Origin of the sequence: Streptomyces sp. NPDC037389 (assembly GCF_040636475.1) — a bacterium.
In the GTDB taxonomy this organism is placed as follows: domain Bacteria; phylum Actinomycetota; class Actinomycetes; order Streptomycetales; family Streptomycetaceae; genus Streptomyces; species Streptomyces hesseae.
On the sequence record NZ_JBEZUS010000001.1, the window covers coordinates 592,829 to 617,302 of the forward strand.

Sequence of the window (24,474 nt, forward strand, 5' to 3'; positions counted from 1 at the left end):
GCGGGACGGATGCTCTCAGGCCCCGTCGTGGCCGGGCACTCCGCCCAGCCGGACCTCCGGCTCGCCCGGCCCCTCCAACTCCAGCACCAGCACCTCGTTCTCCCCCTCGCGCAGCACCGGCCCCGGTACGTACAGCGGACGGCGCGGACCCCGGTCCCAGTAACGCCCCAGACAGAAACCGTTGACCCACACGAACCCCCGCACCCAGCCGGGCACCTCCAGCACCGCGTCCCCCGCCCCCACCACGGGGAACGTCCCCCCGTACAGCCCCGGCCCCCCACCCGGCCCCGGCCCCCCACCCGGCCCCGGCCTTCCACCCGGTCCAGGCCCCTCACCCGGCCCCGCCCGCCACGGCACCCGCTCCAGGGCCCCGGGCTCCTCCAGCGCCGCGAGCCGCAGCCCCCGCGCCCGCACCCCGTGCACATACTGCCGCTCGTGCAGCAGCCCGCCCGTGACGCCCTTGGCCTCCCCGAGCCGCGGCCCGTAATTGACCCGGCCCAGCGACTCCACCCACAGCTCCACCGCGGCCGGCCCCGCCACCTCACCGATCAGCACCGGATCCGAGGCGTCGTCGACCACCGCGACCCGCACCCCGTCCACGGACACCACCGCCACATCACGCAACCCCATCACCCACAGCGGGGACGCCTTCCGGGGCCCCGGAATCCCGAAGCGATACCGCACCAGCCCCCGGTCCACCCCCAGGTCCTCGAACGACGGGGGCAGCGCCGTCTCGCTCTCCTCGCCCCCCAGCGCGTCCACGACCCCGTCCAGCGGCGCCCACCGCTCCAGCCGCGCCACCACCGCGGCGCCCAGCACCGGTGGCGCGGGCGGCGGCTCCGGCAGCGGACCCGCCGCCCCGCCCGGGACGGCCGCACTGTCCCGGAACCCGGCCAGCACCTCCCGGAACGCCCAGAACTTCGCCGTCGCCCGCCCGTACTCGTCCACCGGAGCGTCGTAGTCGTACGACGTGACCGTCGGCCGCAACGCGCCGAGATGATCCTCACCGGCCCGGTTCGCCCCCGCCCAGCCGCCGAAGTTCGTCCCGCCGTGCGCCATGTACACATTCACCGACGCTCCGCACTCCAGGACCTCCCGCAGCGCCCCCGCCGCGTCCTCCGCCCCCCGCACGGCCTCCTCCGCGCCCCAGTGCGTGAACCAGCCGCACCAGAACTCCATGCACATCAACGGACCGTCCGGCCGGAACCGCCGCAGCACCCCGAACGCCTCACGCGCCCCCGAACCGAAATTCACCGTCGCCGGCACGCCCGGCACCGAACCGCCCGACAGCATGTGCTCCTCCGGACCGTCCGACGTCACCAGCGGAACCGTCACCCCCAGCGCCTTCCACCGTTGGACGAGCCATTCCAGATAAACCCGGTCACTGCCGTACGACCCGTACTCGTTCTCCACCTGGAGCAGCACCACCGGACCGCCCCGGTCCACCTGCCGCCCCACCACCTGCTCCGCCACCAGTGCCAGCCAGCCGTCCACCGCCCGCAGAAACCCCTCGTCCCGCGTCCGCACCCGCGCCCCGAGCCCCCCCGGTCACCCACGCCGGCAGCCCGCCGTTCTCCCACTCCGCGCAGATGTACGGACCCGGCCGCACGATCGCGAACATCCCCGCCGCCGCCACCGCGGCCAGGAACCGCCCCAGCGGCCCCGTGTCCACCGGCCCACCCTCGACCGGAGCATGCCAATTCCAGGGGACATACGTCTCCACACACGTCAGTCCCATCGCCCGCAGCATCCCCAGCCGATGCCCCCACAGCCCCTCATGCACCCGGAAGTAGTGCAACGCCCCCGACAACAGCCGCACCGGCCGTCCGTCGAGCTCGAAATCCTCGTCCCCCACCACGAACCCCGGCACGACCCCCGCCTTCCCTCACACCACACGGACAGCGCGAACGGCGACCATCCTCGCCCTCTGGCGGGAGCGAGGGCCATGGACAAAGATCAGCCCTGATTGGACACCCGGCGGCCGTGGAGGCGGACACGCGTGTACCACACCTGGATGCGCTACTTCACGCCCGGCCCGGTCCACCACCGGCTCGGCCTCGTCTGCCTCGGCGTCGGCCTCCAGCACGGCGCCCTCCCCACCGTCGGCCCCCGCACCCTCGACCACCACGTCGCCGTCGTCATCAGCGCGGGCACCGGCTGGTACCGCACCCCCGACCACCACGTCCACACCGTCACCGCCCCCGCCCTCATCCAGCTCCTCCCCGGCGTCCCCCACCACTACGGCGCCGCCCCCGGCCCCGGCTGGGACGAAAGCTTCGTCGACTTCACCGGCACCGCCGTCACCGCCTACACCGAACTCGGCTACATCGACCCCGACCGGCCCGTCCTCCCCCTCACCGACACCACCGCCGCCCGCGCCGCCGTCACCCGCATCGCCCGCGCCGCCCGCCGCGGCAACCCCCACCTCGAAGTCGAGACCTCCGCCGCCGTCCACGAACTCCTCGTCGCCCTGCGCCGCTCCCGCGCCGACACCACCGGCGACACCGACCCCCTCCTCCACGCCCTCGCCCGCGACGCCTTCCTCCCGCTGTCCGTCGCCCAGCACGCCGCCCGCCACGGCATGACCCCCGCCGAACTGCGCACCGCCGTCCGCCGCGGCGCCGGATGCAGCCCCAAGGACTACCTCCTCGGCATCCGCCTCGGCCGCGCCAAGGAACTCCTCGCCGCCACCGAGCTCCCCGTCGCCGCCGTCGCCCGCCGCGTCGGCTACGCCGACCCCGCCTACTTCAGCCGCCTCTTCACCCGAAGGGTGGGCACCGCCCCCGTCCGCTTCCGCGAACGCCAGGGCATGGCCGTACCGGGCGGCTGGAGCAGCACCGTCCCCGACCCGGAGCACCCACCGGTCATCGGACCACGCCCATCCGCATAGGGTCGTCACCGTGGAGAACAACAACAACGTCACCGACGAGTCCGTACGCGCCGAGCTGAGCCGGCTCCGCGACAGCATCGACAACATCGACGCGGCGGTGATCCACATGCTCGCCGAACGGTTCAAGTGCACCCAGCAGGTCGGCCACCTCAAGGCCGAGCACAAGATGCCGCCCGCCGACCCCTCCCGCGAGGCCCGCCAGATCGCCCGGCTGCGCGAGCTCGCCGAGAACGCCAAGCTCGACCCGGCCTTCGCCGAGAAGTTCCTGAACTTCATCATCGCCGAGGTCATCCGCCACCACGAGACCATCGCCCGCGCCTGACCCCGGCCCCGGCCGTCGGGATCCACCCGGGGACGACAAAAGGCTCCCGCGCCCCCTTCACAGGGGGTACGGGAGCCTTAAGGCCTATGGCTTCTGTCGGTCGTCAGCCTCGCGCTTCGCCCGCCGCCGCGTCCGACGCCTTCGCCGTACGCAGCTCCTCCAGGTAACGGTCGACGACGCCGCTCTGCCGGGCGAAGTCCGCCATCGGCTCGCCGACGATCCGGCCCGCCAGCTCCGTGGCCAGCGCGCCGACCTGCTCGCGCAGCTCGGCCTCGGCCACCGCGCGCTCGGCGTCGATCACCGCGTGACCCGCGGAGATGATCTCCTCGCGCTGACGCTGACCCTCGGCACGCAGCTCGGCGATGATCGCGTTGCCCTGCTCGACGGACTCCTGGCGCAGCCGCGCCGCCTCGTGCCGGGCCTCCGCCAGCAGCTCCTGGTACTCGGCGTGGACCCGCGCCGCCTCGGCGCGCGTCTCCTCCGCCTCGTCCATCCGGCCGTCGGTGGCCTGCTCGCGCTCGTCGAGGACCTTGTTGATCCGGGGAAGGATCGCCTTCGCCATCACGGCGAAGACGAGGAAGAACAGCACCAGGCCCAGAACGAGCGGGGCGAGCTCGGGCTTCAGGGGCCCTACGTCGAGAGCGAAAGTCATGGCCATGGTGTGCACATTACCTTGCGACACCGCCCGGCCCCGCCCCCCACCCCGCCGAACCCCACCCGAACGCGCCCGCCCGCCCGCGCGACGAAGACCCCAACTCACCCCCGCCACAAGGCGGGGCCGCCCCAATACCCACCATCGGGCGAAACCTCCCGCACCCCGGGTCACGGCACGTGCACAGCCGGTAGCTTGGCCGGTCGGTGCTGCCCGTGCCCGCAGGAACTCGTGGAAGGCCACTCGACCCGATGACCACCCCCCAGACCCCCGCATCCGCCCCGGACCAACCCCTGGACCTCGTGGGCATCGGCATCGGCCCCTTCAACCTCTCCCTCGCCGCCCTCGCCCAGCCCCTCGACGACCTCCGCGTCGCCTTCTACGACCAGAACCCCGCCTTCCACTGGCACCCCGGCCTGCTCATCGACGGCACCACCCTCCAGGTCCCCTACCTCGCCGACCTCGTCACCCTCGCCGACCCCACCAGCCCCTGGTCCTTCCTCAACTACCTCAAGAGCCGCGAGCGCCTCTACCCCTTCTACTTCTCCGAGCGCCACCACATCCACCGCGCCGAGTACGACGCCTACTGCCGGTGGGCCAGCCAGAACCTCCCCGGCCTCCACTTCAACCACCACATCGACGCCGTCCGCTGGAACCCCGAGCGCGTCCTCTTCGAGATCGACTACACCCAGCTCGACCCCGAAGGAGAAGCCGACGCCCTCGGCCGCGCCTACACCCGCAACCTCGTCCTCGGCGTCGGCACCGCCCCCTACATCCCCGAGCCGCTGCGCCCCCTCGCCGAAGCCCCCAACGTCCCCGTCACCCACTCCTCCGACTACCTGGACCACCGCGACAAGATCCTCGACGCCGAACACGTCACCGTGATCGGCTCCGGCCAGTCCGGCGCCGAGATCTTCCTCGACCTCCTCCGCAGCCGCCCCGTCGGCCGCGAACGCCTCCACTGGCTCGCCCGCACCCCGGCCTTCGCGCCCATGGAATACAGCAAGCTCGGCCTGGAGCACTTCACCCCCGACTACACCCACTACTTCCGCGCCCTGCCCGAACCCGTCCGCGACCAGGTCCTGCCCCAGCAATGGCAGCTCAACCAGGGCATCGACCGCCACACCATCGCCGACATCCAGGACGAGCTCTACCGCCGCAGCCTCCACGGCGGCTGGCCCGACGCCGTCCTCACCCCCGGAGTCTTCGTCCGCACCGCCGGCCGCGTCGGCACCACCCGCGTCGAACTCCACCTCGAACACACCCAGCAGGGCAGCCGCTCCCGCCTCACCACCGACGCCGTCGTCCTCGCCACCGGCTACCGCGAACGCCGAGTCGACACCCTCCTCGCCTCCCTCGACCCCTATATCCGCCGCGACTCCAACGGCCGCGCCCGCGTCGACGAACAACACCGGCTCGTCCTCGACCCCTCCGTCAAGGGCGCCATCCACGTCCAGAACGCCGAAACCCACACCCACGGCGTCGGCGCCCCCGACCTCGGACTCGCCGCCTGGCGCAGCGCCGTGATCCTCAACGCCCTCATCGGCCGCACGGTCTACCCCCTGCCCCACCGCACCGCCTTCACCACCTTCGGCCTGGAGCCGCGGACCCAGCCACGGCCCCAGCACGCCGTCGGCGGCCCCGGCTCAGAAAACCGGCACACCATCCCGCGTCAGCTTCCAGTCCACTGACGCGAAGGCCCCCACATCAATGGAACCCTTGGCCTTCACCCAACCGATGATCGTGTTCCGGATCTCCTCCGAATTCGCCCACAACTGCTTGGTCCGAGCCACATTCGGGAAGTTCCCGCCACCGCTCGCCCGATAATTGTTCACCGCCAGCACGAACTGTGCCGCGTCATCCAGCGGCTTCCCCTGGAACGACAGATTCACAATCCGCGAACCCGGTTCCTTCGCGATGTCGATCTCATAGGAGAGACCGCTCACCACGTCATAGTTGTAATCCGGAATCGACTCGGCGTTCGTCAGCTTCGCCGGGTCGACCGGCGCACCCACAGCCGTCCGCACGTAATAGTGCGCCGAGAACTCCAGATACGCCCGCAACTGCGCACCGGTCAGCAGCCGCGCCTCCAGCGTGTTCTCGAACGGATAAAGACCCGCCACCTCGCGAATCGTCACCTTCCCCGACGGCACCGACGCCGTCCGCGAGAAACACGACGCCTGCGACAGAACGGGGAGCGAGGCATAGGCCGAGCCCGCCAGAGCCGCCTTCACCGTCTCCGCCTGCACATGATTGATGAAATCGATGATCGGCGTGTCCTTGTACGCCGCCTCCGCCGCACTCATCGCCGCCGACGACGTACCGATCACCTGATTCACATACGTCACGACCTTCCGGTGCTCCTTGCCCAGCAGGTCGGTGATCCGGCGATCCTCGGCCACCGTGTTGGAATTCAGCACCTTCGCCGACACCGACTCCACCTGCCAGCGGCCCCGTTCCCACACCAGACCGAAGTCGAACAACGTCAACCGCTGCCCCCACTTCAGCGGCTCCGAAAGCACCACCTGCTTACCGGACTCCTTGTTCGTCACCCGGTACTCGGGAATCTCCGTATGGGCGTGCCCCACCAGAATCGCGTCGATACCCGGCACCCGCTCCGCCACCAGCGCCGCCGCGTTCTCCACATACGGCAACTGATCACCGTACGACGACGTACCACTCGAACCCGAATGCGCCGCCACGATCACCACATCCGCACCCATGGACCGCAGCTTCGGCACCCACTTCGCCGCCTGCTCCTCCAGGCCCGGGAACACCATCTTCCCCTGCACATTCGCCTTGTCCCAGATCGCGATCCCCGGATTGGTCAGACCCAGGATCGCCACCTTCACATCACGACCGTGCGGAGTGCACACCCGCTTGATCACATACGGGCGGAACGCCGGCCGCAGCGACTTCGCGTCCAGGGCGTTCGCCGCCAGCAGCGGGAAATCGCACTGCTCCTCGAACTTCCGCAGCGTCGGAATGCCGTAGTTGAACTCGTGGTTTCCGACCGCCGCCGCGTCATACCCGATCGTGTTCATCGCCCGCGCCATCGGATGAACCGGGCCGCCCGCACCCGTGATCGGATCCACCTTCGCGTAGTAATACGACAGCTGCGTACCCTGGATCGTGTCACCCGCGTCGATCAGCAGAGTGTTCCGCCGGCCCTTCTCGGCCCGCACCTGCCGCACCAGCGTCGAGATCTTGGCGAGCCCCACATCGTTGTGCGCCTTGTCGTCGAACTCGGCATCGGTGAAGTAATCCCAGTTGAAGACATTGCCGTGGAGGTCGGTCGTCCCCATCACGGTCAACGCGTACCGCTTCCTCCGGCGAGCGACCCCGTCCCCGGCGAGCCCCTCCGCCTCGGCCGGCACAGCCCCCACGGCCCCCGCCAACGCCACACCGGCGCCCGTCACGGCCGTACGCTCCAGGAAATTCCTACGGTTGAGCGGCATATGTTCTGTTCTCCCCATTCATATCCAGAACCAACGCGCGTAGATTCTGGCCCACCCCCCACGCCCACCAACACCCTCAACCCCCTGCGATTCCCATCACCACGCGCCGTCCCTCCCCACCGCCACCCCCACCTGAGACGCTGACCCCATGACCGACCTGCCCTACGGAACCCCCGACGCCCCCCGCGTCGCCGTCCGAGGCGAAGCCCGCCTCCAAGTCGACCCCGAAATCGCCCGCATCGGCATCACCGTCAGCGCCCGCGGCACCGACCGCCGCAACGCCCTCCAGGACCTCACCCGCCGCAACAACCAGGTCCTCGATCTCCTCAAGTCCTACGGCGACGCCGTCGAGAAAACCGAGACCGGAACCTTCAGCATCACCCCCCAGCTCACCGACAAAGGCCGCCACGAACGCGTCCGCGCCTACCACGGCCACGTCCACATCACCGCCACCCTCGCCGACTTCACCGCCCTCGGCGAACTCGCCACCCGCCTCGCCGAACTCGACCTCACCAGCGTCGACGGCCCCTGGTGGAGCCTCCGCCCCGACTCGCCCGCCCACCGCGAAGCCCGCCAACAGGCCGTACGCGAAGCCGTCCAGCGCGCCCGCGAATACGCCGCCGCACTCGGCGCGGAACTCGCCGCCGTCGTCGAGATCGCCGACATCGGCGCCGAGAACACCGCCCCGGCCATGCCCGTCGCCCCCGGCGGCATCATGCGCTCCGCCGGCTACGGCGGAGCCCCCGAGCCGCCGCCCGCGCTCGACCTCGAACCCCAGCGCCAAACGGTCTACGCCAGCGTCAACGCCCGCTTTACGATGACCCGCCCGACGCTCTAGCCCCTCGATAGGGGTGCTCATCAGAGCACCCCTCTGCACGTTTCACAAGGTGTCAACAAGCTTTTACCGAAAGGACGTTGGCCCGTTGCGGCGGGCCAATTCTCTACCCGCCGGTAGGTCATAAGGTCGTGGCATGCGCCGAGCGAAAATCGTCTGCACCCTTGGGCCCGCCACCGACTCGTACGAGCAGATCAAGGCACTCGTGGAAGCCGGCATGGATGTCGCCCGCTTCAACCTCAGCCATGGCACGTACGCCGACCACGAAGCGCGGTACCAGCGGGTACGCAAGGCAGCGGAGGAAACCGGCCGCAACGTCGCCGTCCTCGCCGACCTTCAAGGCCCGAAGATCCGCCTGGGCCGATTCCGCGAAGGACCCGTACTCCTTGAACGCGGCGACGAATTCACCATCACCGTCGAAGACGTCGAAGGCGACCGCCACCAGTGCGGCACCACCTACAGCGGCCTCGCCGCCGACGTCACCAAGGGTGAACGCATCCTCGTCGACGACGGACGCGTCACCCTCGAAGTCGTGCAGGTCACCGGCCCCCGCGTCAAGACCCTCGTCCTCGAAGGCGGCATGGTCTCCGACCACAAGGGCCTCAACCTCCCCGGCGTCGCCGTCTCCGTCCCCGCCCTCTCGGAGAAGGACATCGACGACCTCCGCTGGGCCATCAGGACCGGCGCCGACGTCATCGCCCTCTCCTTCGTCCGCAGCGCGCGCGACATCGAGGACGCCCACCGCGTCATGGGCGAGGAAGGCCGCCGCCTCCCCGTCATCGCCAAGATCGAAAAGCCCCAGGCCGTCGACAACCTCGACGGCATCGTCGCCGCCTTCGACGGCATCATGGTCGCCCGCGGCGACCTCGGCGTCGAAATGCCCCTGGAATCCGTCCCGATCGTCCAGAAGCGCGCCATCAAACTCGCCAAGCGCAACGCCAAGCCGGTCATCGTCGCCACACAGATGCTCGACTCGATGATCGACGCCTCCCGCCCCACGCGCGCCGAAGCCTCCGACGTCGCCAACGCCGTCATCGACGGCACGGACGCGGTGATGCTCAGCGGTGAGACGAGCGTCGGGAAGTACCCCGTCGAGACCGTCCGCACGATGGGCCGCATCGTCATCGCGGCGGAGGAGGACATCCTCGCCAAGGGCCTCCCCCCGCTGACCGAGCGCAGCAAGCCCCGCACCCAGGGCGGCGCGGTCGCCCGCGCGGCGGCCGAGATGGGGGATTTTCTGGGTGCCACGTTCCTTGTGGCCTTCACTCAATCCGGTGATACGGCCCGCCGCCTGTCGCGCTACCGCTCACCGATTCCCCTGCTGGCGTTCACGCCGGAGCCGGCGACGCGGGCGATGCTGAATCTGACGTGGGGCGTGGAGACGTTCCTCGGACCGGTCGTCGAGACGACGGACGAGATGGTCGACCAGGTGGACGAGTACCTGCTGCGGATCGGGCGCTGTCGCCAGGGCGACATGGTCATCATCACGGCGGGCTCCCCGCCGGGGATGGCGGGGACCACGAACCTGGTGCGGGTGCACCACATCGGGGAGGACGACGCGCCGAAGGAGTAGGGGACGGGAGCCTAGCGCTTAGGGCCTATGTGGGTGTCCATGAGGGCGACGGATGCCTTGCGGGCCACGGAGACGTTCCAGGGGCGTTGGCCTGCTTCCAGCTGACGCCGAGTCTGTCGAGGGTGTCGGTGTACAGCCGCCGGATGTCCTCGGACTTGTTGGTGGAGAAGTAGCGCGGGTACTCGTAGCGCTTGCGTTGGCCTTGGACTGGCCGGGTGGCCCAGTTGGTGATGCGGCAACCGTCGGAGTGGACGAGTCCGCGGAGGAATTCCCAGGGGTGCGCATCCACGATCCGCTGCTGCCAAGGTTCCAGGAAGATCGGCCGCTCGTGTTTCCTGCCGGGGCCGTGCTGTGGGAAGAGGCAGAGCCAGTGGCGGCTGTAGCTGACCACTGAGACGCACCCCTGGTTCTGGACAACACACACGCTGTTCTCGGGGCGGACGGCCTTGATGGCGTCACGGCAGGTCGTGATCAAGCCGGGCCACGCGTCGGCGCACGCGATACGAAGGGCGTATGTGCCCTTCGGTTGTCTGCTGACGCAGCCGTCCCCGAGGTAGAGGCCGAGCAGGTATGCGTACGCGGCGGGATCATCGGGAGGGCGCGGGCGGGGCCCGCAACGGGAACAGGCCGGCTTCGAGCGTGCGAGAGGCTCGATCCTGGTCTGCCATGAGCGGAGCGCGTACCGGGAGATCCCGGTCTCCTTGCTCACGGAATCGAGGCTGCGGCCTTGATCGACGAGGGCGAGCGCACGCCGACGCGTTTCGGTGTCGTACATAGAGACGAGCGTGGCGGCAATGCCGTACCGGAAGACAGGATTCGAAGCTATGTTCACCGCAAGGAGTGAAGATCCCCAAGCGTTGGAAACGCTAGCGTTCCTTTGAATCGAAGGTGAAGTGCCCCGGGTCGGATTCGAACCGACACTGTATGGGTTTTGAATCCATTGCCTGCTGCCAGTTGGGCTACCGGGGCCTTGTAATCCAAGGAGAGTCTATACCCCCTCGGTGCTCAAAACTACATGACGTAGGTAGGCTCATGCGAGCAGCACTTGCCCGTACCAAGGAGACCCGTGACCGCCGCCGAGCCCCAGCCGCCCGTCGACGACGAGCCGCAACACACCCCTCCGCACGTCACCCGTGTCGTGATCGCCGAGGACGAGGCCCTGATCCGTCTCGACCTCAAGGAGATGCTCGAGGAAGAGGGCTACTCCGTCGTCGGTGAGGCGGGCGACGGCGAGACCGCCGTGGCGCTGGCGCGCGAGCACAAGCCGGATCTGGTGATCCTCGATGTGAAGATGCCCGTCCTCGACGGGATCTCCGCCGCCGAGCGGATCGCGTCCGAGTCGATCGCCCCCGTACTGATGCTCACCGCGTTCTCGCAGCGCGACCTCGTGGAGCGGGCCCGGGACGCCGGGGCCATGGCCTACCTCGTGAAGCCGTTCAGCAAGAGCGACGTCGTGCCCGCCATCGAGATGGCGGTCTCCCGCTTCACCGAGATGAAGGCGCTGGAGCAGGAGGTCGCCGACCTCGCGCAGCGCCTGGAGACGCGAAAGCTCGTGGACCGGGCGAAGAGCATTCTCCAGACGCAGTACGGGCTGACCGAGCCCGCCGCGTTCCGGTGGATCCAGAAGACGTCGATGGACCGTCGGCTGTCCATGCAGCAGGTCGCCGAGGCGGTCATCGAGGACGCTCGGGAGAAGAAGGCGTCCAAGGAGCAGTAGCTCCTGGTGATCTTGTGGGCCCGCGTCCGGTATGGAGCCGGACGCGGGCCCTTTTCAGTCTTCTCCCAGGTACGCCTTGCGTACCGACTCGTCGTGCAGCAGCTCCGCTCCCGTCCCGGAGAGGACGATCCGGCCGGTCTCCATGACGTGCCCCCGGTCGGCGAGGCCGAGCGCTGCCTGGGCGTTCTGTTCGACGAGCAGGATCGTCGTACCGCCCGCCTTGAGCTCGGCGATGGTGTCCATGATCTTCTGCATCATGATCGGGGAGAGGCCCATGGAGGGCTCGTCGAGCATGAGCAGCTTGGGGCGGGACATCAGGGCGCGCCCCATGGCCAGCATCTGTTGTTCGCCGCCGGAGAGGGTGCCGGCCGCCTGGCGTGCTCGTTCGCCGAGGATCGGGAAGAGGTCGTAGACGCGTCGCACGTCCTGGTCGATGCCCTCGCCGTCCTTGCGGAGAAACGCTCCGAGCTGGAGGTTCTCGGCGATGGTGAGGCGGGGGAAGATGTGGCGGCCTTCGGGGGAGTGGGCGAGGCCGCGGGCGACGACCTGGTGTGCGGGGACGCCCGTGAGGGACCGGCCGTCGAAGCGGATGGCGCCCGAGCGCGGCGTGAGAAGGCCGGAGAGGGTGCGGAGGGTCGTCGTCTTGCCGGCTCCGTTGGTGCCGATGAGGGTGACGACCTGGCCGGTGTCGACGGTGAATGAGATGCCTTTGACGGCTTCGATCTTGCCATAGGCGATGTGGAGGTCCTCGACCTCCAGGAGCGCGGTCATCGGTCGGTCTCCTCCGTCGCGTGGGCCTCGGCCGCCCGGACCTCGGCGGCTTCCTCCTCGCCGGGTGCGCCTTCGAAGGGGGTGCCGAGGTAGGCGGCGATGACGCGTTCGTCGCGCTGGACGGTCTCCGGTGTGCCTTCGACGAGCTTTTCGCCTTGTACCAGCACGGCGACGTGGTCGCAGAGGTTGAAGATGAAGCGCATGTCGTGCTCGATGACGAGGACGGCGGTGCCCTGGTCGCGGATGGCGAGGACGAGTCCTTCGGTGTCGCGGGTCTCCTGGGGGTTCATTCCGGCGGTGGGTTCGTCGAGGAGGAGCAGGCCGGGGTCGCTGGCGAGGGCGCGGGCGATTTCGAGTCGGCGTTGTTCGCCGTAGGGGAGGTTGCGGGCGAGGTGGTCGCGGTTGGCGGCCAGGCCGGTGAATTCGAGGAGTTCCATGGCGCGTTCTTCGGATGCCTTTTCGGCGCGGCGGAAGGCGGGGCCGCGGAGGAGGGCGGAGAGGAGGCCTTCCTTGGTGCGGGTGTGGCGGCCGACGAGGACGTTTTCGAGGACGGTCATATTGGCGAAGAGGCGGATGTTCTGGAAGGTGCGGGCGATGCCGGCCTGGGTGACGAGGTGGGGTTTGGGTGGGAGGACGGTGTCGCGGTAGGTGACGGTGCCTTCGGTGGGGGTGTAGAGGCCGGTGAGGCAGTTGAAGAAGGTGGTTTTTCCGGCGCCGTTGGGGCCGATGAGTCCGACGATCTGGCCTTCGCGGACGGTGAGGTCGACGGCTCGTACGGCGGTGAGTCCGCCGAAGCGCATGGTGACGCCGGTGGCGGTGAGGACGGGGGCGGCGGGGGCGGCGGTCGTGGTGGTCATGGTGGTTATGCCTCCGCCGTGGTGGGCCGGGTGGCGCCGCCCGTGCCGGGCGGGTTCGCCGGGGCCGCGTCAGTCTCGTGGAATTCAAGGCGGTTGCGGCGGTTGGGGATGATCCCTTCGGGCCGGAAGCGCATGAGGAGGATGAGGGCGAGGCCGAAGGCGAGGAGTTGGTAGTCCTGGAGGAATTGGAGTTTGGCGGGGATGAGGTAGAGCAGCGCGGCGCCGAGGAGGGGGCCGGTGATGGTGCCCATGCCGCCGAGGATGACGGCGGCGAGGAGGAACGCGGAGTTGGGCGGTACGGGTCCGGCGAAGACGTATTGCTCGGGGACGACGGTGTAGGCGACGTGGGCCTGGACGGTGCCGGCGAGTCCGGCGAGGGTGGCGCCGAGGGCGAAGGCGATGAGTTTGAGGCGGAAGCCGTTGATGCCCATGGCGGTGGCGGCGGTTTCGTCCTCGCGGATGGCGACCCAGGCGCGGCCTATGCGGGAGTTTCCGGCGCGGCTGAAGACGAGGACGACGAGGGCGGTGAAGAAGAGCATCAGGAGGTAGTAGTTGGCGAAGGGGGTGAGGGTGAGGCCGCCGAAGGAGTGGGTGGCGCCGAAGTCGTAGCCGAGGATGGCGAGGTCGGGGATGTTGGGGATGCCGTTGGGGCCGTTGGTGAGTGAGGGGCCGGATTCTCCGTTGAGGTTGCCGACGGTGATGCGGAAGATCTCGCCGAAGCCGAGGGTGACGATGGCGAGGTAGTCGCCGCGCAGGCGCAGGGTGGGGGCGCCGATGACGACGCCGAAGACGAGGGACGCGGCGGCGCCGGTGAGGACGGCGGCCCAGAAGGGGAAGTGGATGTGGAGGGTGGAGGCGGTGGAGCCGGAGACGAGGGCGGCGGTGTAGGCGCCGACGCCGAGGAAGGCCACGTAGCCGAGGTCGAGGAGGCCGGCGAGGCCGACGACGACGTTCAGGCCGAGGGCGACGGTGGAGAAGATGAGGATGTTGACGATGATGAGGGTGTATTCGTCGGTGTCCTGGGTGAGGGGGAAGAGGACGGCGGTGACGAGGGCCGCGGTGAGGGTGACGCGGTGGTGCCGGTGGGTGAGGGCGGTGAGCCGGGCGCCCAGTCCGCTGGTGAAGAGCGCGGCGGTGGCGAAGCCGGTGAGCAGCAGGAAGCCGGTGAAGAGTTCGCCGTAGGCGGTGCCGATGCCGTAGGTGAGGACTTGGAGGGCGAGTCCGAACACGGCGGCGATGATGAGGATTTCGGCCCAGGCGGGGAGGGCGCGGGCCGGTGGCAGGGGGCGTGGAGGGTCGTTGGGGAGCGCGAGGGCGCCGGTGAGGGCGGCGAGGGCGGCTGCTCCGGCGAGGTAGCCGCCGGGTTCGAGGTTGACGAGTCCGCCGAGGCGGGTGGCGATGGCGATGAGGGTGTACCAGGTGGTGGCCAGGGTGCCGGCGGCCAGGTGGAGGGTGGCGGTGTGGCGGCCGGAGGGGGTGAGCCAGCGGAGGCCGGGGAGGCCGGCGGTGGCGAGGACTTGGGCGAGGGTGAGGGCGGCGCCGGTGAGGGTGAGGATCTGGAGCCCGCCGGGGTAGCCGGTGACGGTGAGGTTGCCGGGGAAGGCGCGGGTCCAGGTCCAGGGGAGGAAGGTGGAGAGGAGGGTGAGGAGGGCTCCGCCGGCGGTGAGGATTCTGGCGGTACTCAGGGGGAGGGGGATGAGCGGGAGGGTGAGCCGGGGGATGGCGCGGTTGACGGTGCCGGTGTGGTGGTGTTGTGGGGTCATGGGTTTCACGCCCGATCCGCGACGCGTTCGCCGAGCAGTCCTTGTGGCCGTACGAGGAGGACGACGATGAGCAGGACGAAGGCCCAGACGTCCTTCCAGCCTCCGCCGCCGAGTTGCTGCATTCCGGGGATGTGCTGGATGTAGGTGGTGGAGGCCGTTTCGGCGATGCCGAGGACGACGCCGCCGAGCATGGCGCCGTAGATGTTGCCGATGCCGCCGAGGACGGCGGCGGTGAAGGCCTTGAGGCCGAGGATGAAGCCCATCTCGAAGTTGATCTGGCCGGCGCGGAGTCCTTGGGCGACGGCGGCGACGGCTGCGAAGGCGCCGCCGATGGCGAAGGCCAGGACGATGATGCGGTCGGTGTCGATGCCCATGAGCCGGGCGGTGTCGGGGTCCTGGGCGGTGGCTTGCATGGCGCGTCCGGTGCGGCTTTTGGCGACGAAGAAACCTAGGGCGAGCATGCACAGGGGTGCGGCGACGAGGACGAAGACGTCGTCGCGCTGGAGGTGGATGTTGCCGGTGAGTTCGAAGGCGTCGCCGTGGAATTGCGGGAAGCCGCGGGATTTCTTGGCGTCGGGGTAGAAGGCCCAGACGATTTGCTGGAGTGCGATGGACAGGCCGATCGCGGTGATGAGGGGAGCGAGGCGGGGGGCGTCGCGGAGGGGGCGATAGGCGAAGCGTTCGGCGGCGGTGGCGACGGCGACGGAGGCGAGGGCGCCGCCGAGGAGCATCAGGGGGAGGGCGGCGGCGAGGGGGACGCTGTCGGGGAGCCAGAGCCGGACGGTGAGGGCGCCGAAGCCTCCGATCATGACGATCTCGCCGTGGGCGAAGTTGATGAGCTGGACGATGCCGTAGACCATCGTGTAGCCGATGGCTATGAGGCCGTAGAGCGTTCCCAGTGCGAGTCCGCTGACCAGTGTCTGCGGCAGTTCGTGCACCGCGTGCCTCCCCGTCGGGTGTGGTGGGCGGTGCCGCGCGAGGGCGTGCGCGGGTGCGGGTGCCTTCGCGCGGGCGGCCCGGTCAGTCCTGGAAGGTGGCGCTCTTGAGGGATTTCCAGGCGCCGCCTACGACCTGGTAGACGGTCAGCTGTTTGTTGGTGGTGTCGCCGTACTGGTCGAAGGAGACCTTTCCGGTGACGCCGTCGAAGGAGACCTTGCTCATGGCGTCGAGGACTTTGGCGCGGGCGTCGGCTGGGAGATTTCCCTTGTTGTCCTCGACGGTTTTCTTGACGGCCTGGACGATGGCCCAGGCGGCGTCGTAGGAGTATCCGCCGTAGGTGGCGTAGGCGTCCTTGTAGCCGGCGTCCTTGTAGCCCTGGACGAATTTCTTGGCGGAGTCGAGTTCTTCGACGGGGTAGCCGACGGAGGTGGCGAGGTCGCCGTCGTTGGGTTCGCCGGAGGCGGTGATGAAGCCGGGGTTGTAGATGCCGTCGCCGCCCATGAGGGGGATGTGGGCGCCGGCCTTCTTGACCTGGTCGGAGAGGAGGCCGGCTTCGGGGAACTGGCCGCCGAAGTAGACGGAGTCGGCTCCCGAGTTCTTGATTTTGTTGGCGATGCCGGAGAAGTCGGTCTCCTTGACCGTGAGGTGGTCGGTGCCGGCGATGTCGCCGCCGAGGCGTTTGAATTCCTCGGCGAAGATGGCGGCGATCCCGACGCCGTAGGTCTGTTTGTCGTCGACGACGAAGGCCTTTTTCTTCTTGGCGTCCTTGTAGAGGTACTGGGCGGCGAAACGGCCCTGGATGATGTCGGTGGTGGCGGTGCGGAAGTAGGTCTTGAAGGGACGGTTCTTCTCGCCCTTGGCCCAGTTGTCGCCCTGGGTGAGGGCGGGGTTGGTGTTGGCGGGGGAGACCTGGGTGAGGTCGGCCTTGGCGAAGACGCCCTGCATGGACTGGGCGACGCCGGAGTTCATCGGGCCGACGACGCCGAGGACGTCCTTGTCGGCGACGAGTTTGGCGGCGTTCTGCTGTCCGGTGCCGGGGACGGCCTGGTCGTCGAGGGCGGTGGTCCTGAAGGTGACGCCCTTGACCTCGTTGTTCTTGTTGGCGGTGCGTACGGCGAGGTCGACGGAGTTCTTGATGCCCTGTCCGAACGGCGAGAGCGAGCCGGTCAGCGGGGCGTCGACGCCGATGGTCACGGTGGTCTTCGCGCCGCCGTCGCCGGTGCCGTTGTCCTTGGCGCTGTCGGCGTCGCGTGATCCGCAGGCGGTGAGGGTGAGGGCTCCGGTGGTGAGCGCGGCGGTGAGGATGACGAGGGAACGGTGGCGCACGCTGGGTCCTTTCCCTGGCGCGGTGGCCTGTGGAGAGGTGCCGTGTCACTCGCCGGGCGGATCGGGCGCGGGTGAGGAGGTGCTGTGCCGGATGGCTGCGGTGTGCTGGACGAACGGCCCGGCGGTCATGGTGTGCCGCGACTTTAGGGGGTGCGCGCGGGGCTCGGGCAGAGGTGACGACGATGCTGTGACTTTCTTGTTATGACGGAGATCACACTCCGCTTTCCGGTCGTCGTCGGGCGTCCAGGTGTGCGACGGCCGGCCACGGGGTTCCGTGGCCGGCCGTCGCGATGGCGGTGGGTGTGTCCGTCAGCCGGTCGCCTGTTCGCGGATGACGCAGGTGAGGCGGGCGGAACAGACGCGGCGGTCCTGCTCGTCGGTGATGACGATCTCGTATGTGGCGGAGGTGCGTCCGCGGTGGACGGGGGTGGCCACGCCGGTGACGAGGCCGGAGCGGACGCCGCGGTGGTGGGTGCAGTTGAGGTCGACGCCGACGGCGATCCGGGTCGGCCCGCCATGGAGCATGGCGCCGACCGAGCCCAGGGTCTCGGCGAGGACGGCGGAGGCGCCGCCGTGCAGCAGGCCGTAGGGCTGGGTGTTGCCCTCGACGGGCATGGTGCCGACGACGCGTTCGGGGGAGGCCTCGACGACGGTGACGCTCATGCGCTCGCCCAGGTGGCCGGCGGAGAACAGGGCGTTGAGGTCGAGCCCGCTGTCGGCCCACCGGTCGAGGGTCTCCTGCGGGAACGTGGTCTTGCTGTGCTCGCCCATGACGCGCGGCTCCGATCACCCTTGGTCGTTGTGGTGTGAAATTTTTTTCAGCTCGACGGTCCCGCCGTCAACCGTTGCGATCTTCCTTTTCCGTCACCTGCCGCCGTCACCGGTCGCCTTCCGTCTCCCGGCCGGTGCTCGGCTCGATCCGGATGACGACGGACTTGCTGGCGGGGGTGTTGCTGGTGTCGGCGGTGTGGTCGAGGGGGACCAGGACGTTGGTCTCGGGGTAGTAGGCGGCGGCGCAGCCGCGGGCCGTGGGGTAGTGGACGACGCGGAAGCCGGGGGCGCGGCGTTCGGTGCCGTCGGTCCATTCGCTGACGAGGTCGGCGTAGGCGCCGTCGGCGAGGTCGTGGGCGCGGGCGTCGTCGGGGTGGAGGAGGACGACGCGGCGGCCGTTCTTGATGCCGCGGTAGCGGTCGTCGAGGCCGTAGATGGTGGTGTTGTACTGGTCGTGGGAGCGGAGGGTCTGGAGCAGCAGCCGGCCCTCGGGGACGTGGGGGTGTTCGACGGGGGCGGCGGTGAAGTTGGCCTTGCCGGTGGTGGTGGGGAAGGTGCGGCTGTCGCGGGGGGCGTGGGGGAGGGTGAAGCCGCCGGGGCGGGCGACGCGGGCGTTGAAGTCCTCGAAGCCGGGGACGACGCGGGCGATGCGGTCGCGGATCGTCGCGTAGTCGCCTTCGAAGTCCTCCCAGGGAGTGGGGCTGGTATCGCCGAGGGTGCGGCGGGCCAGGCGGCAGACGATGGCGGGCTCGGAGAGGAGCTGGGGGCTCGCGGGTTCGAGGCGGCCGCGGGAGGCGTGGACCATGCCCATGGAGTCCTCGACGGTGACGAACTGGTCGCCTGCGTGCTGCCGGTCGCGTTCGGTGCGGCCGAGGGTGGGGAGGATCAGGGCGCGGGCGCCGGTGATCACGTGGGAGCGGTTGAGCTTGGTGGAGACGTGGACGGTGAGCCGGGCGCGGCGGACGGCGGCTTCAGTGACGTCGGTGTCGGGTGTGGCGGAGACGAAGTTGCCGCCCATGGCGAAGAAGACCTTGGCCTGTCCGTCGCGCAGGGCGCGGATGGCGCGGACGACGTCGAGGCCGTGTTCGCGGGGCGGGGCGAAGCCGAATTCCTTCTCGAGGGCGTCGAGGAACGCGGGGGCGGGGCGTTCGAAGATGCCCATGGTGCGGTCGCCCTGGACGTTGCTGTGGCCGCGGACGGGGCAGACGCCGGCGCCGGGGCGGCCGATGTTGCCGCGCAGGAGCAGGAAGTTGACGACTTCCTTGATGGTGGGGACGGCGTGCTTGTGCTGGGTGAGGCCCATGGCCCAGCAGACGATGACGCGCTTGGAGTCCAGGACCATGCGCAGGGCGGTTTCGATCTCCTCGCGGCGCAGTCCGGTGGCGCGGAGGGTCTCGTCCCAGCCGGCGGTGCGGGCGGCTCGGGCGAAGTCGTCGAAGCCGTGGGTGTGCTCGTCGACGAAGGCGGTGTCGACGGCGCCCTCGGTCTCCAGGATCAGGCGGTTGAGGAGGCGGAAGAGCGCCTGGTCGCCGCCGAGGCGGATCTGGAGGAAGAGGTCGGTGAGGGCGGTGCCGCCGGCGGCGAGGCCGCGGGCGTTCTGCGGGTTCTTGAAGCGTTCCAGGCCCGCCTCGGGGAGCGGGTTGACGGTGATGATCCGGGTGCCGCCGTGCTTGGCCTTCTCCAGGGCGCTGAGCATGCGGGGGTGGTTGGTGCCGGGGTTCTGTCCGGCGACGATGATCAGGTCGGCCTTGTAGAGGTCTTCCAGCAGGACGCTGCCCTTGCCGATGCCGATGGTCTCGGTGAGCGCCGAGCCGGAGGACTCGTGGCACATGTTGGAGCAGTCCGGCAGGTTGTTGGTGCCGAACTCGCGGGCGAAGAGCTGGTAGAGGAAGGCGGCTTCGTTGCTGGTGCGGCCGGAGGTGTAGAAGACGGCTTCGTCGGGGGTGTCGAGGGCGTGGAGCTCCTCGGCGATGATGTCGAAGGCGCGTTCCCAGGTGACGGGTTCGTAGGCGGTGGCGCCCTCGGCGAGGTACATGGGGTGGGTGAGGCGGCCTTGCTGTCCGAGCCAGTAGCCGCTGCGGTCGGCGAGGTCGGCGACGGGGTGGGCGGCGAAGAAGGCCGGGGTGACGCGGCGGAGGGTGGCCTCCTCGGCGACGGCCTTGGCGCCGTTCTCGCAGAATTCGGCGGCGTGGCGCTTGTCGGGCTCGGGCCAGGCGCAGCCGGGGCAGTCGAAGCCGTTCTTCTGGTTGACCTTGAGGAGCGTCAGGGCGGTACGGCGGACGCCCATCTGTTCGTGGGCCATGCGCAGTGAGTGGGCGATGGCGGGCAGCCCGGCGGCGGCGTGCTGCGGGGAGGTGACGCTGGGTGCGTCCTGTACGGGATCGCCGGTGGGCGGCTTGCCTGCCATCTCGCTCTCCCTTGAGCGCTCGGTGGATCTTGGGACGTGCGTGTGGTGCCGATCCTGTCACGGGGGTGCGGTGGTGGCGGCGGTGAGGGTGACCGGGGCGCGGGGCGGTCGGGATTGTCAGTGGGCCGTGGCAGGATCGGGGGCGTGGCATCCAAGGCATCGAATACCCCGACCGAAGCGAACGACCCGACCGGCGACGCCGGGGGAGGCCGTCCCCGTCTGTTGTTGATGGACGGGCACTCCATGGCGTACCGGGCGTTCTTCGCGCTGCCCGCGGAGAACTTCACGACGGCGTCCGGTCAGACGACGAACGCGGTGTACGGCTTCGCGTCGATGCTGGCCAACACGCTGCGTGATGAGCGGCCTACGCATTTCGCGGTGGCGTTCGACGTGTCGCGCAAGACGTGGCGCTCGGAGGAGTTCCCGGAGTACAAGGCGACGCGTTCGGCGACCCCTGACGAGTTCAAGGGGCAGGTGACGCTGATCGGCGAGCTGCTGGACGCGATGAACGTGCGGCGTTTCGCCGTCGACGGCTTCGAGGCCGACGACGTCATCGCCACGCTGGCGACGGAGGCGGAGGCCGAGGGCTTCGAGGTCTCGATCGTCACGGGCGACCGCGACTCCTTCCAGCTGATCACCGACGCGGTCACGGTGCTGTACCCGACGAAGGGCGTCTCCGAGCTGACGCGTTTCACGCCGGAGAAGGTGCAGGAGAAGTACGGGCTGTCCCCGGCGCAGTATCCGGACTTCGCGGCGCTGCGCGGCGACCCGTCGGACAATCTGCCGGGCATCCCGGGTGTCGGTGAGAAGACGGCCGCGAAGTGGATCAACCAGTTCGGTTCGTTCGCGGAGCTCGTCGAGCGGGTCGACGAGGTCAAGGGCAAGGCCGGGCAGAATCTGCGCGACCATCTGGAGGCGGTCAAGCTCAACCGCCGGCTGACGGAGATGGTGCGGGACGTCCAGCTGTCCACGCATCCGGACGATCTGGAGCGCGGGGCCTACGACCGGGCGGCGCTGGTGGCGTTCCTGGAGGGTCTGGAGATCCGCAACCAGGGGCTGCGGGACCGGCTGCTGGCGGCCGACCCGGGTGGGGAGTCCGTCGAGGAGGCGGCTCCCGAGGCGGGCGCCGAGGTCGACGGCGTGGTGCTGGACGCGGGCGGTCTGGCGCCGTGGCTGGCCGAGCACGGCACAGGCCCGCTGGGTGTGGCGATCGTGGACTCGTGGTCGCGGGGCAGTGGCCGGGTCGCGGAGATCGCGCTGGCGACGGGCGAGGGCCCGGCCGTGTGGTTCGACCCGGCGGAGCTGGACGAGGCCGACGAGCGGGCGTTCGCCGCGTGGAGCGCGGACCCGGAGCGTCCCAAGGTGATGCACGACGCGAAGGCCGCGATGCGGGTCTTCGCCGATCACGGCTGGTCGGTCGAGGGCGTCACGATGGACACGGCGCTGGCCGCGTACCTGGTCAAGCCGGGGCGCCGGTCGTTCGCGCTGGACGCGCTGTCGGTGGAGTACCTGGGGCGTGAGCTCGCCACGGCCGCCGCCGGTGACGGCCAGCTGGCGTTCGGCGCCGACGAGCAGGCCGAGGCGGACGCGCTGATGGGCCGCGCCCGTACGGTGCTGGACCTGGGCGGCGCGTTCGAGGGGCGGGTCGTGGAGGTGGGCGCCGCGAAGCTGCTGACCAATGTGGAGCTGCCGACGAGCACGCTGCTGGCCGGCATGGAGCGCGCGGGCATCGCCGCCGACCGGGGCTGGCTGGAGCGGATGGAGCAGCAGTTCGCCGCGGCCGTGCAGCAGGCGGTGGAGTCGGCGCATCTGGCGGCGGGCCGCGAGTTCAACCTGGGCTCGCCCAAGCAGCTCCAGGAGGTCCTCTTCGGTGAGCTGGGCCTGCCCAAGACGAAGAAGACCAAGACCGGTTACACCACGGACGCGGACGCGCTGGCCTGGCTCGCCGCGCAGACGGACAACGAGCTTCCGGTGATCATGCTGCGGCACCGTGAGCAGTCCAAGCTGCGCTCCACGGTCGAGGGCCTGATCAAGGCGATCGCCACCGACGGCCGGATCCACACCACGTTCAACCAGACCGTGGCGGCCACGGGCCGGCTGTCCTCCACCGACCCCAATCTCCAGAACATCCCGGTGCGGACGGACGAGGGCCGTGCCATCCGCCGGGGTTTCGTGGTCGGCGAGGGCTTCGAGTCGCTGATGACGGCCGACTACAGCCAGATCGAGCTGCGGGTGATGGCCCACCTCTCGGAGGACGAGGGCCTGATCGAGGCGTTCGCCTCGGGCGAGGACCTTCACACCACGGTCGCCTCCCAGGTGTTCGGCGTCGCCAAGAGCGAGGTCGACCCCGAGATGCGCCGCAAGATCAAGGCGATGTCGTACGGCCTGGCGTACGGGCTGTCGGCGTTCGGGCTCTCGCAGCAGCTGAACATCATGCCGGACGAGGCGCGTCGTCTGATGGACACGTTCTTCGAGCGGTTCGGCGGGGTGCGCGACTATCTCCAGCGCGTCGTCGAGGAGGCCCGGGCCACGGGCTACACGGAGACGATGCTGGGCCGTCGCCGTTATCTGCCGGACCTCAACAGCGACAACCGGCAGCGGCGCGAGATGGCCGAGCGGATGGCGCTGAACGCCCCGATCCAGGGCACGGCCGCCGACATCGTCAAGATCGCGATGCTGCGGGTGGCCGAGGCCCTGGCGGCGGAGAAGCTCACCTCCCGGGCGCTGCTCCAGGTGCACGATGAAATCGTGCTGGAGATCGCGCCGGGGGAGCGGGAGAGGGTCGAGGAGCTGGTCCGTCGCGAGATGGCCGGCGCCGTCGAGCTGCGCGCCCCGCTGGACGTGTCCGTGGGTGTCGGCGGCGACTGGGAGTCCGCCGCGCACTGACGCCCGTGCAACCGGTGCCGTACGGCCCGTCCCCGGACGATCGTCTCCGGGGGCGGGCCGTACGGCGTTGTTCTCTTCCGCGCCGGGCGTTGCTACCGTGCCCCATCCCTGACGCCTCATCAGGTCCAGGGGAATCCGCCGGGAGGCTCCGCATGCGCGCACTGGCCGCCGCGGCCATCGGACTGGCCGCCGCCTTCGCCCTCGTCCTCGCCGTCACGGCCATCGGGCCGCCCCGGGGCGAGACCTCCCCCGAGCCCCTGCTCACCTCCGCCCCCGCCCGGCCCTAGCGGAAGCGGCCCCGCCATGCGCCGACGGGCGAGCCTCGTACTGCTGGCACTCGCGGTCTTCTGCGCCGCGTTGTCACCCCTGCTGCGCTGGTACGCCTTCCCCCGCCTCGCCAAGGTCCCCGCCGGCCAGTACCGGACCGCCGTCATGGAGGCCGAGAACGCCACCCTCATCGACTACGGCACCCTCAAGCCCCGTACCGTCCCCCGCCTCACCGTGGTCCAGACCCTCAAGGGCAACGTCGAGAAGGCCCGGGAGGTCCACGACGAGACCGGCCGCGACGTCGTCGTCTGGGACACCCTCTCCTACGCGGCCGGCCCCGACGGCGCCATGGTCTCCATGATCCCCGAGCGGTACGTCTTCGACGCCCACAGCCAGGAGCCCGTCCACGCGGGCGGCGAACACGTCGACGGCACCCCGGTGCGCCGCGACGGCATCGAGTTCAAATGGCCGTTCCTCGTCGAGAAACGCGACTACCGCTACTTCGACGCGATGACCCGCACCTCCGCGCCCATCCACTACAAGGGCACCCGTACCTTCCACGGCCTGGACGTCTACTACTTCGAGCAGACGATCCCCTGGACCAAGGTCCCCCTGCCCAGGAAGCTGCCGCTCGGCATCGGCCCCGACACCGTCCGGCAGCTCGGCCTGGAACGCTGGTACAGCACCCGGCGCATGTTCTGGGTCGACCCCGTCACCGGCGCCCCGGTCAACGGCGAGGAGATCCACCGCGAGGAGATGCGCTGGACCGGCGCCCCCGGCAAGGAACCGATCCCCGCCTTCTCCGGCCATGTGAAGATGCGCCCCGACGACGTCGACTCGGCCGTCGCCCTCGTGGCCACGCAACGACAGCTCGTACTGCTGCTCACCAGCTACCTCCCCTGGGGCCTCCTCACCCTCGGCGGTGTCCTGCTCGCCCTCTCCCTCGCCCTCGAAGCCCGAGATCGTCGTGCGTTCGCGGCGCGCCGGGCACACGATGGAGGGAAACCCGAACGGGTGACCCCGAAAGGGGTCGCCTGAGC

Annotated in this window: 18 protein-coding genes, 1 tRNA gene and 2 pseudogenes; 9 read left to right on the top strand and 12 right to left on the bottom strand. The window is 69.8% G+C overall.

The window, feature by feature from the left end:
• Window positions 1-15: 15 nt before the first annotated feature.
• Window positions 16-1,870 (bottom strand): annotated as a pseudogene (locus tag AB0E98_RS02780) (beta-galactosidase family protein).
• A gap of 129 nt (window positions 1,871-1,999) precedes the next feature.
• Between AB0E98_RS02780 and AB0E98_RS02785 the strand changes: the two are divergent.
• On the top strand, window positions 2,000-2,890 hold the full coding sequence (locus tag AB0E98_RS02785; RefSeq protein WP_361697807.1) for an AraC family transcriptional regulator: 891 nt from the start codon (window positions 2,000-2,002) through the stop codon (window positions 2,888-2,890).
• Window positions 2,891-2,900: 10 nt separating this feature from the next.
• Window positions 2,901-3,212 carry a chorismate mutase gene (locus AB0E98_RS02790; RefSeq protein ID WP_361697809.1) on the top strand — a complete coding sequence of 104 codons (312 nt, stop codon included), beginning with the start codon at window positions 2,901-2,903 and terminating at the stop codon, window positions 3,210-3,212.
• Between the two features lie 103 nt (window positions 3,213-3,315).
• Here the strand turns inward: AB0E98_RS02790 and AB0E98_RS02795 are convergent, their stop codons facing one another.
• Window positions 3,316-3,870: a F0F1 ATP synthase subunit B gene (locus tag AB0E98_RS02795; RefSeq protein ID WP_361697812.1), complete on the bottom strand. Its 555-nt coding sequence runs from the start codon at window positions 3,868-3,870 to the stop codon at window positions 3,316-3,318.
• A gap of 245 nt (window positions 3,871-4,115) precedes the next feature.
• On the opposite strand from AB0E98_RS02795, the gene AB0E98_RS02800 reads away from it, so the two are divergent.
• Window positions 4,116-5,555, top strand: a complete 1,440-nt coding sequence (locus AB0E98_RS02800; RefSeq protein ID WP_361697814.1) for a SidA/IucD/PvdA family monooxygenase — start codon at window positions 4,116-4,118, stop codon at window positions 5,553-5,555.
• Here the strand turns inward: AB0E98_RS02800 and AB0E98_RS02805 are convergent.
• Window positions 5,511-7,322 (bottom strand): 5'-nucleotidase C-terminal domain-containing protein, encoded by a 1,812-nt coding sequence (locus tag AB0E98_RS02805; protein WP_361697816.1) that lies wholly within the window; start codon window positions 7,320-7,322, stop codon window positions 5,511-5,513. The two genes, AB0E98_RS02800 and AB0E98_RS02805, sit on opposite strands and share 45 nt — an antisense overlap.
• Before the next feature lie 148 nt (window positions 7,323-7,470).
• Here AB0E98_RS02805 and AB0E98_RS02810 point away from each other — a divergent pair, with 148 nt between their 5' ends.
• Window positions 7,471-8,160, top strand: a complete 690-nt coding sequence (locus AB0E98_RS02810; RefSeq protein ID WP_361697818.1) for an SIMPL domain-containing protein — start codon at window positions 7,471-7,473, stop codon at window positions 8,158-8,160.
• Window positions 8,161-8,293: 133 nt separating this feature from the next.
• The gene (gene pyk, locus AB0E98_RS02815; RefSeq protein ID WP_361697820.1) at window positions 8,294-9,730 is read left to right on the top strand and encodes a pyruvate kinase; all 1,437 of its coding nucleotides are present in this window, start codon (window positions 8,294-8,296) and stop codon (window positions 9,728-9,730) included.
• An 11-nt stretch (window positions 9,731-9,741) separates the two neighbouring features.
• On the opposite strand, the pseudogene AB0E98_RS02820 reads toward pyk, so the two are convergent.
• Both AB0E98_RS02820 and AB0E98_RS02825 read right to left on the bottom strand, forming a co-directional pair.
• A pseudogene (locus AB0E98_RS02820) lies at window positions 9,742-10,505 on the bottom strand (transcriptional regulator).
• Between the two features lie 119 nt (window positions 10,506-10,624).
• A tRNA-Leu gene (locus tag AB0E98_RS02825) sits at window positions 10,625-10,699 on the bottom strand.
• A 97-nt stretch (window positions 10,700-10,796) separates the two neighbouring features.
• Here AB0E98_RS02825 and AB0E98_RS02830 point away from each other — a divergent pair.
• On the top strand, window positions 10,797-11,447 hold the full coding sequence (locus AB0E98_RS02830; RefSeq protein WP_311613259.1) for a response regulator: 651 nt from the start codon (window positions 10,797-10,799) through the stop codon (window positions 11,445-11,447).
• A 54-nt stretch (window positions 11,448-11,501) separates the two neighbouring features.
• Here AB0E98_RS02830 and AB0E98_RS02835 read toward each other — a convergent pair whose 3' ends face one another.
• The 7 genes from AB0E98_RS02835 to AB0E98_RS02865 form a co-directional block, all read right to left on the bottom strand.
• Window positions 11,502-12,218, bottom strand: coding sequence for an ABC transporter ATP-binding protein (locus AB0E98_RS02835; protein ID WP_361697823.1), 717 nt, complete (start codon window positions 12,216-12,218; stop codon window positions 11,502-11,504).
• Window positions 12,215-13,075: an ABC transporter ATP-binding protein gene (locus AB0E98_RS02840; RefSeq protein ID WP_361697825.1), complete on the bottom strand. Its 861-nt coding sequence runs from the start codon at window positions 13,073-13,075 to the stop codon at window positions 12,215-12,217. Before AB0E98_RS02840 ends, AB0E98_RS02835 begins: the two co-directional genes overlap by 4 nt.
• 5 nt (window positions 13,076-13,080) lie before the next feature.
• Window positions 13,081-14,838 (bottom strand): branched-chain amino acid ABC transporter permease, encoded by a 1,758-nt coding sequence (locus AB0E98_RS02845; RefSeq protein ID WP_361697827.1) that lies wholly within the window; start codon window positions 14,836-14,838, stop codon window positions 13,081-13,083.
• Window positions 14,839-14,843: 5 nt separating this feature from the next.
• Window positions 14,844-15,776 carry a branched-chain amino acid ABC transporter permease gene (locus AB0E98_RS02850; protein ID WP_361697829.1) on the bottom strand — a complete coding sequence of 311 codons (933 nt, stop codon included), beginning with the start codon at window positions 15,774-15,776 and terminating at the stop codon, window positions 14,844-14,846.
• A gap of 82 nt (window positions 15,777-15,858) precedes the next feature.
• Window positions 15,859-17,103: a branched-chain amino acid ABC transporter substrate-binding protein gene (locus tag AB0E98_RS02855; RefSeq protein ID WP_361697831.1), complete on the bottom strand. Its 1,245-nt coding sequence runs from the start codon at window positions 17,101-17,103 to the stop codon at window positions 15,859-15,861.
• A gap of 309 nt (window positions 17,104-17,412) precedes the next feature.
• Window positions 17,413-17,874: a hotdog fold thioesterase gene (locus tag AB0E98_RS02860; protein WP_361697833.1), complete on the bottom strand. Its 462-nt coding sequence runs from the start codon at window positions 17,872-17,874 to the stop codon at window positions 17,413-17,415.
• 106 nt (window positions 17,875-17,980) lie between these two features.
• A complete protein-coding gene (locus AB0E98_RS02865) occupies window positions 17,981-20,281 on the bottom strand; it encodes an FdhF/YdeP family oxidoreductase (protein ID WP_361697835.1) in 2,301 nt (766 codons plus the stop codon).
• Between the two features lie 228 nt (window positions 20,282-20,509).
• On the opposite strand from AB0E98_RS02865, the gene polA reads away from it, so the two are divergent.
• The 3 genes from polA (at window position 20,510) to AB0E98_RS02880 (ending at window position 24,472) form a co-directional block, all read left to right on the top strand.
• Window positions 20,510-23,167 carry a DNA polymerase I gene (gene polA, locus AB0E98_RS02870; protein WP_361698155.1) on the top strand — a complete coding sequence of 886 codons (2,658 nt, stop codon included), beginning with the start codon at window positions 20,510-20,512 and terminating at the stop codon, window positions 23,165-23,167.
• A gap of 152 nt (window positions 23,168-23,319) precedes the next feature.
• Window positions 23,320-23,454, top strand: a complete 135-nt coding sequence (locus AB0E98_RS02875; RefSeq protein ID WP_361697837.1) for an SPW_0924 family protein — start codon at window positions 23,320-23,322, stop codon at window positions 23,452-23,454.
• Window positions 23,455-23,470: 16 nt separating this feature from the next.
• The gene (locus AB0E98_RS02880) at window positions 23,471-24,472 is read left to right on the top strand and encodes a DUF3068 domain-containing protein (RefSeq protein WP_361697839.1); all 1,002 of its coding nucleotides are present in this window, start codon (window positions 23,471-23,473) and stop codon (window positions 24,470-24,472) included.
• Window positions 24,473-24,474 lie beyond the last annotated feature (2 nt).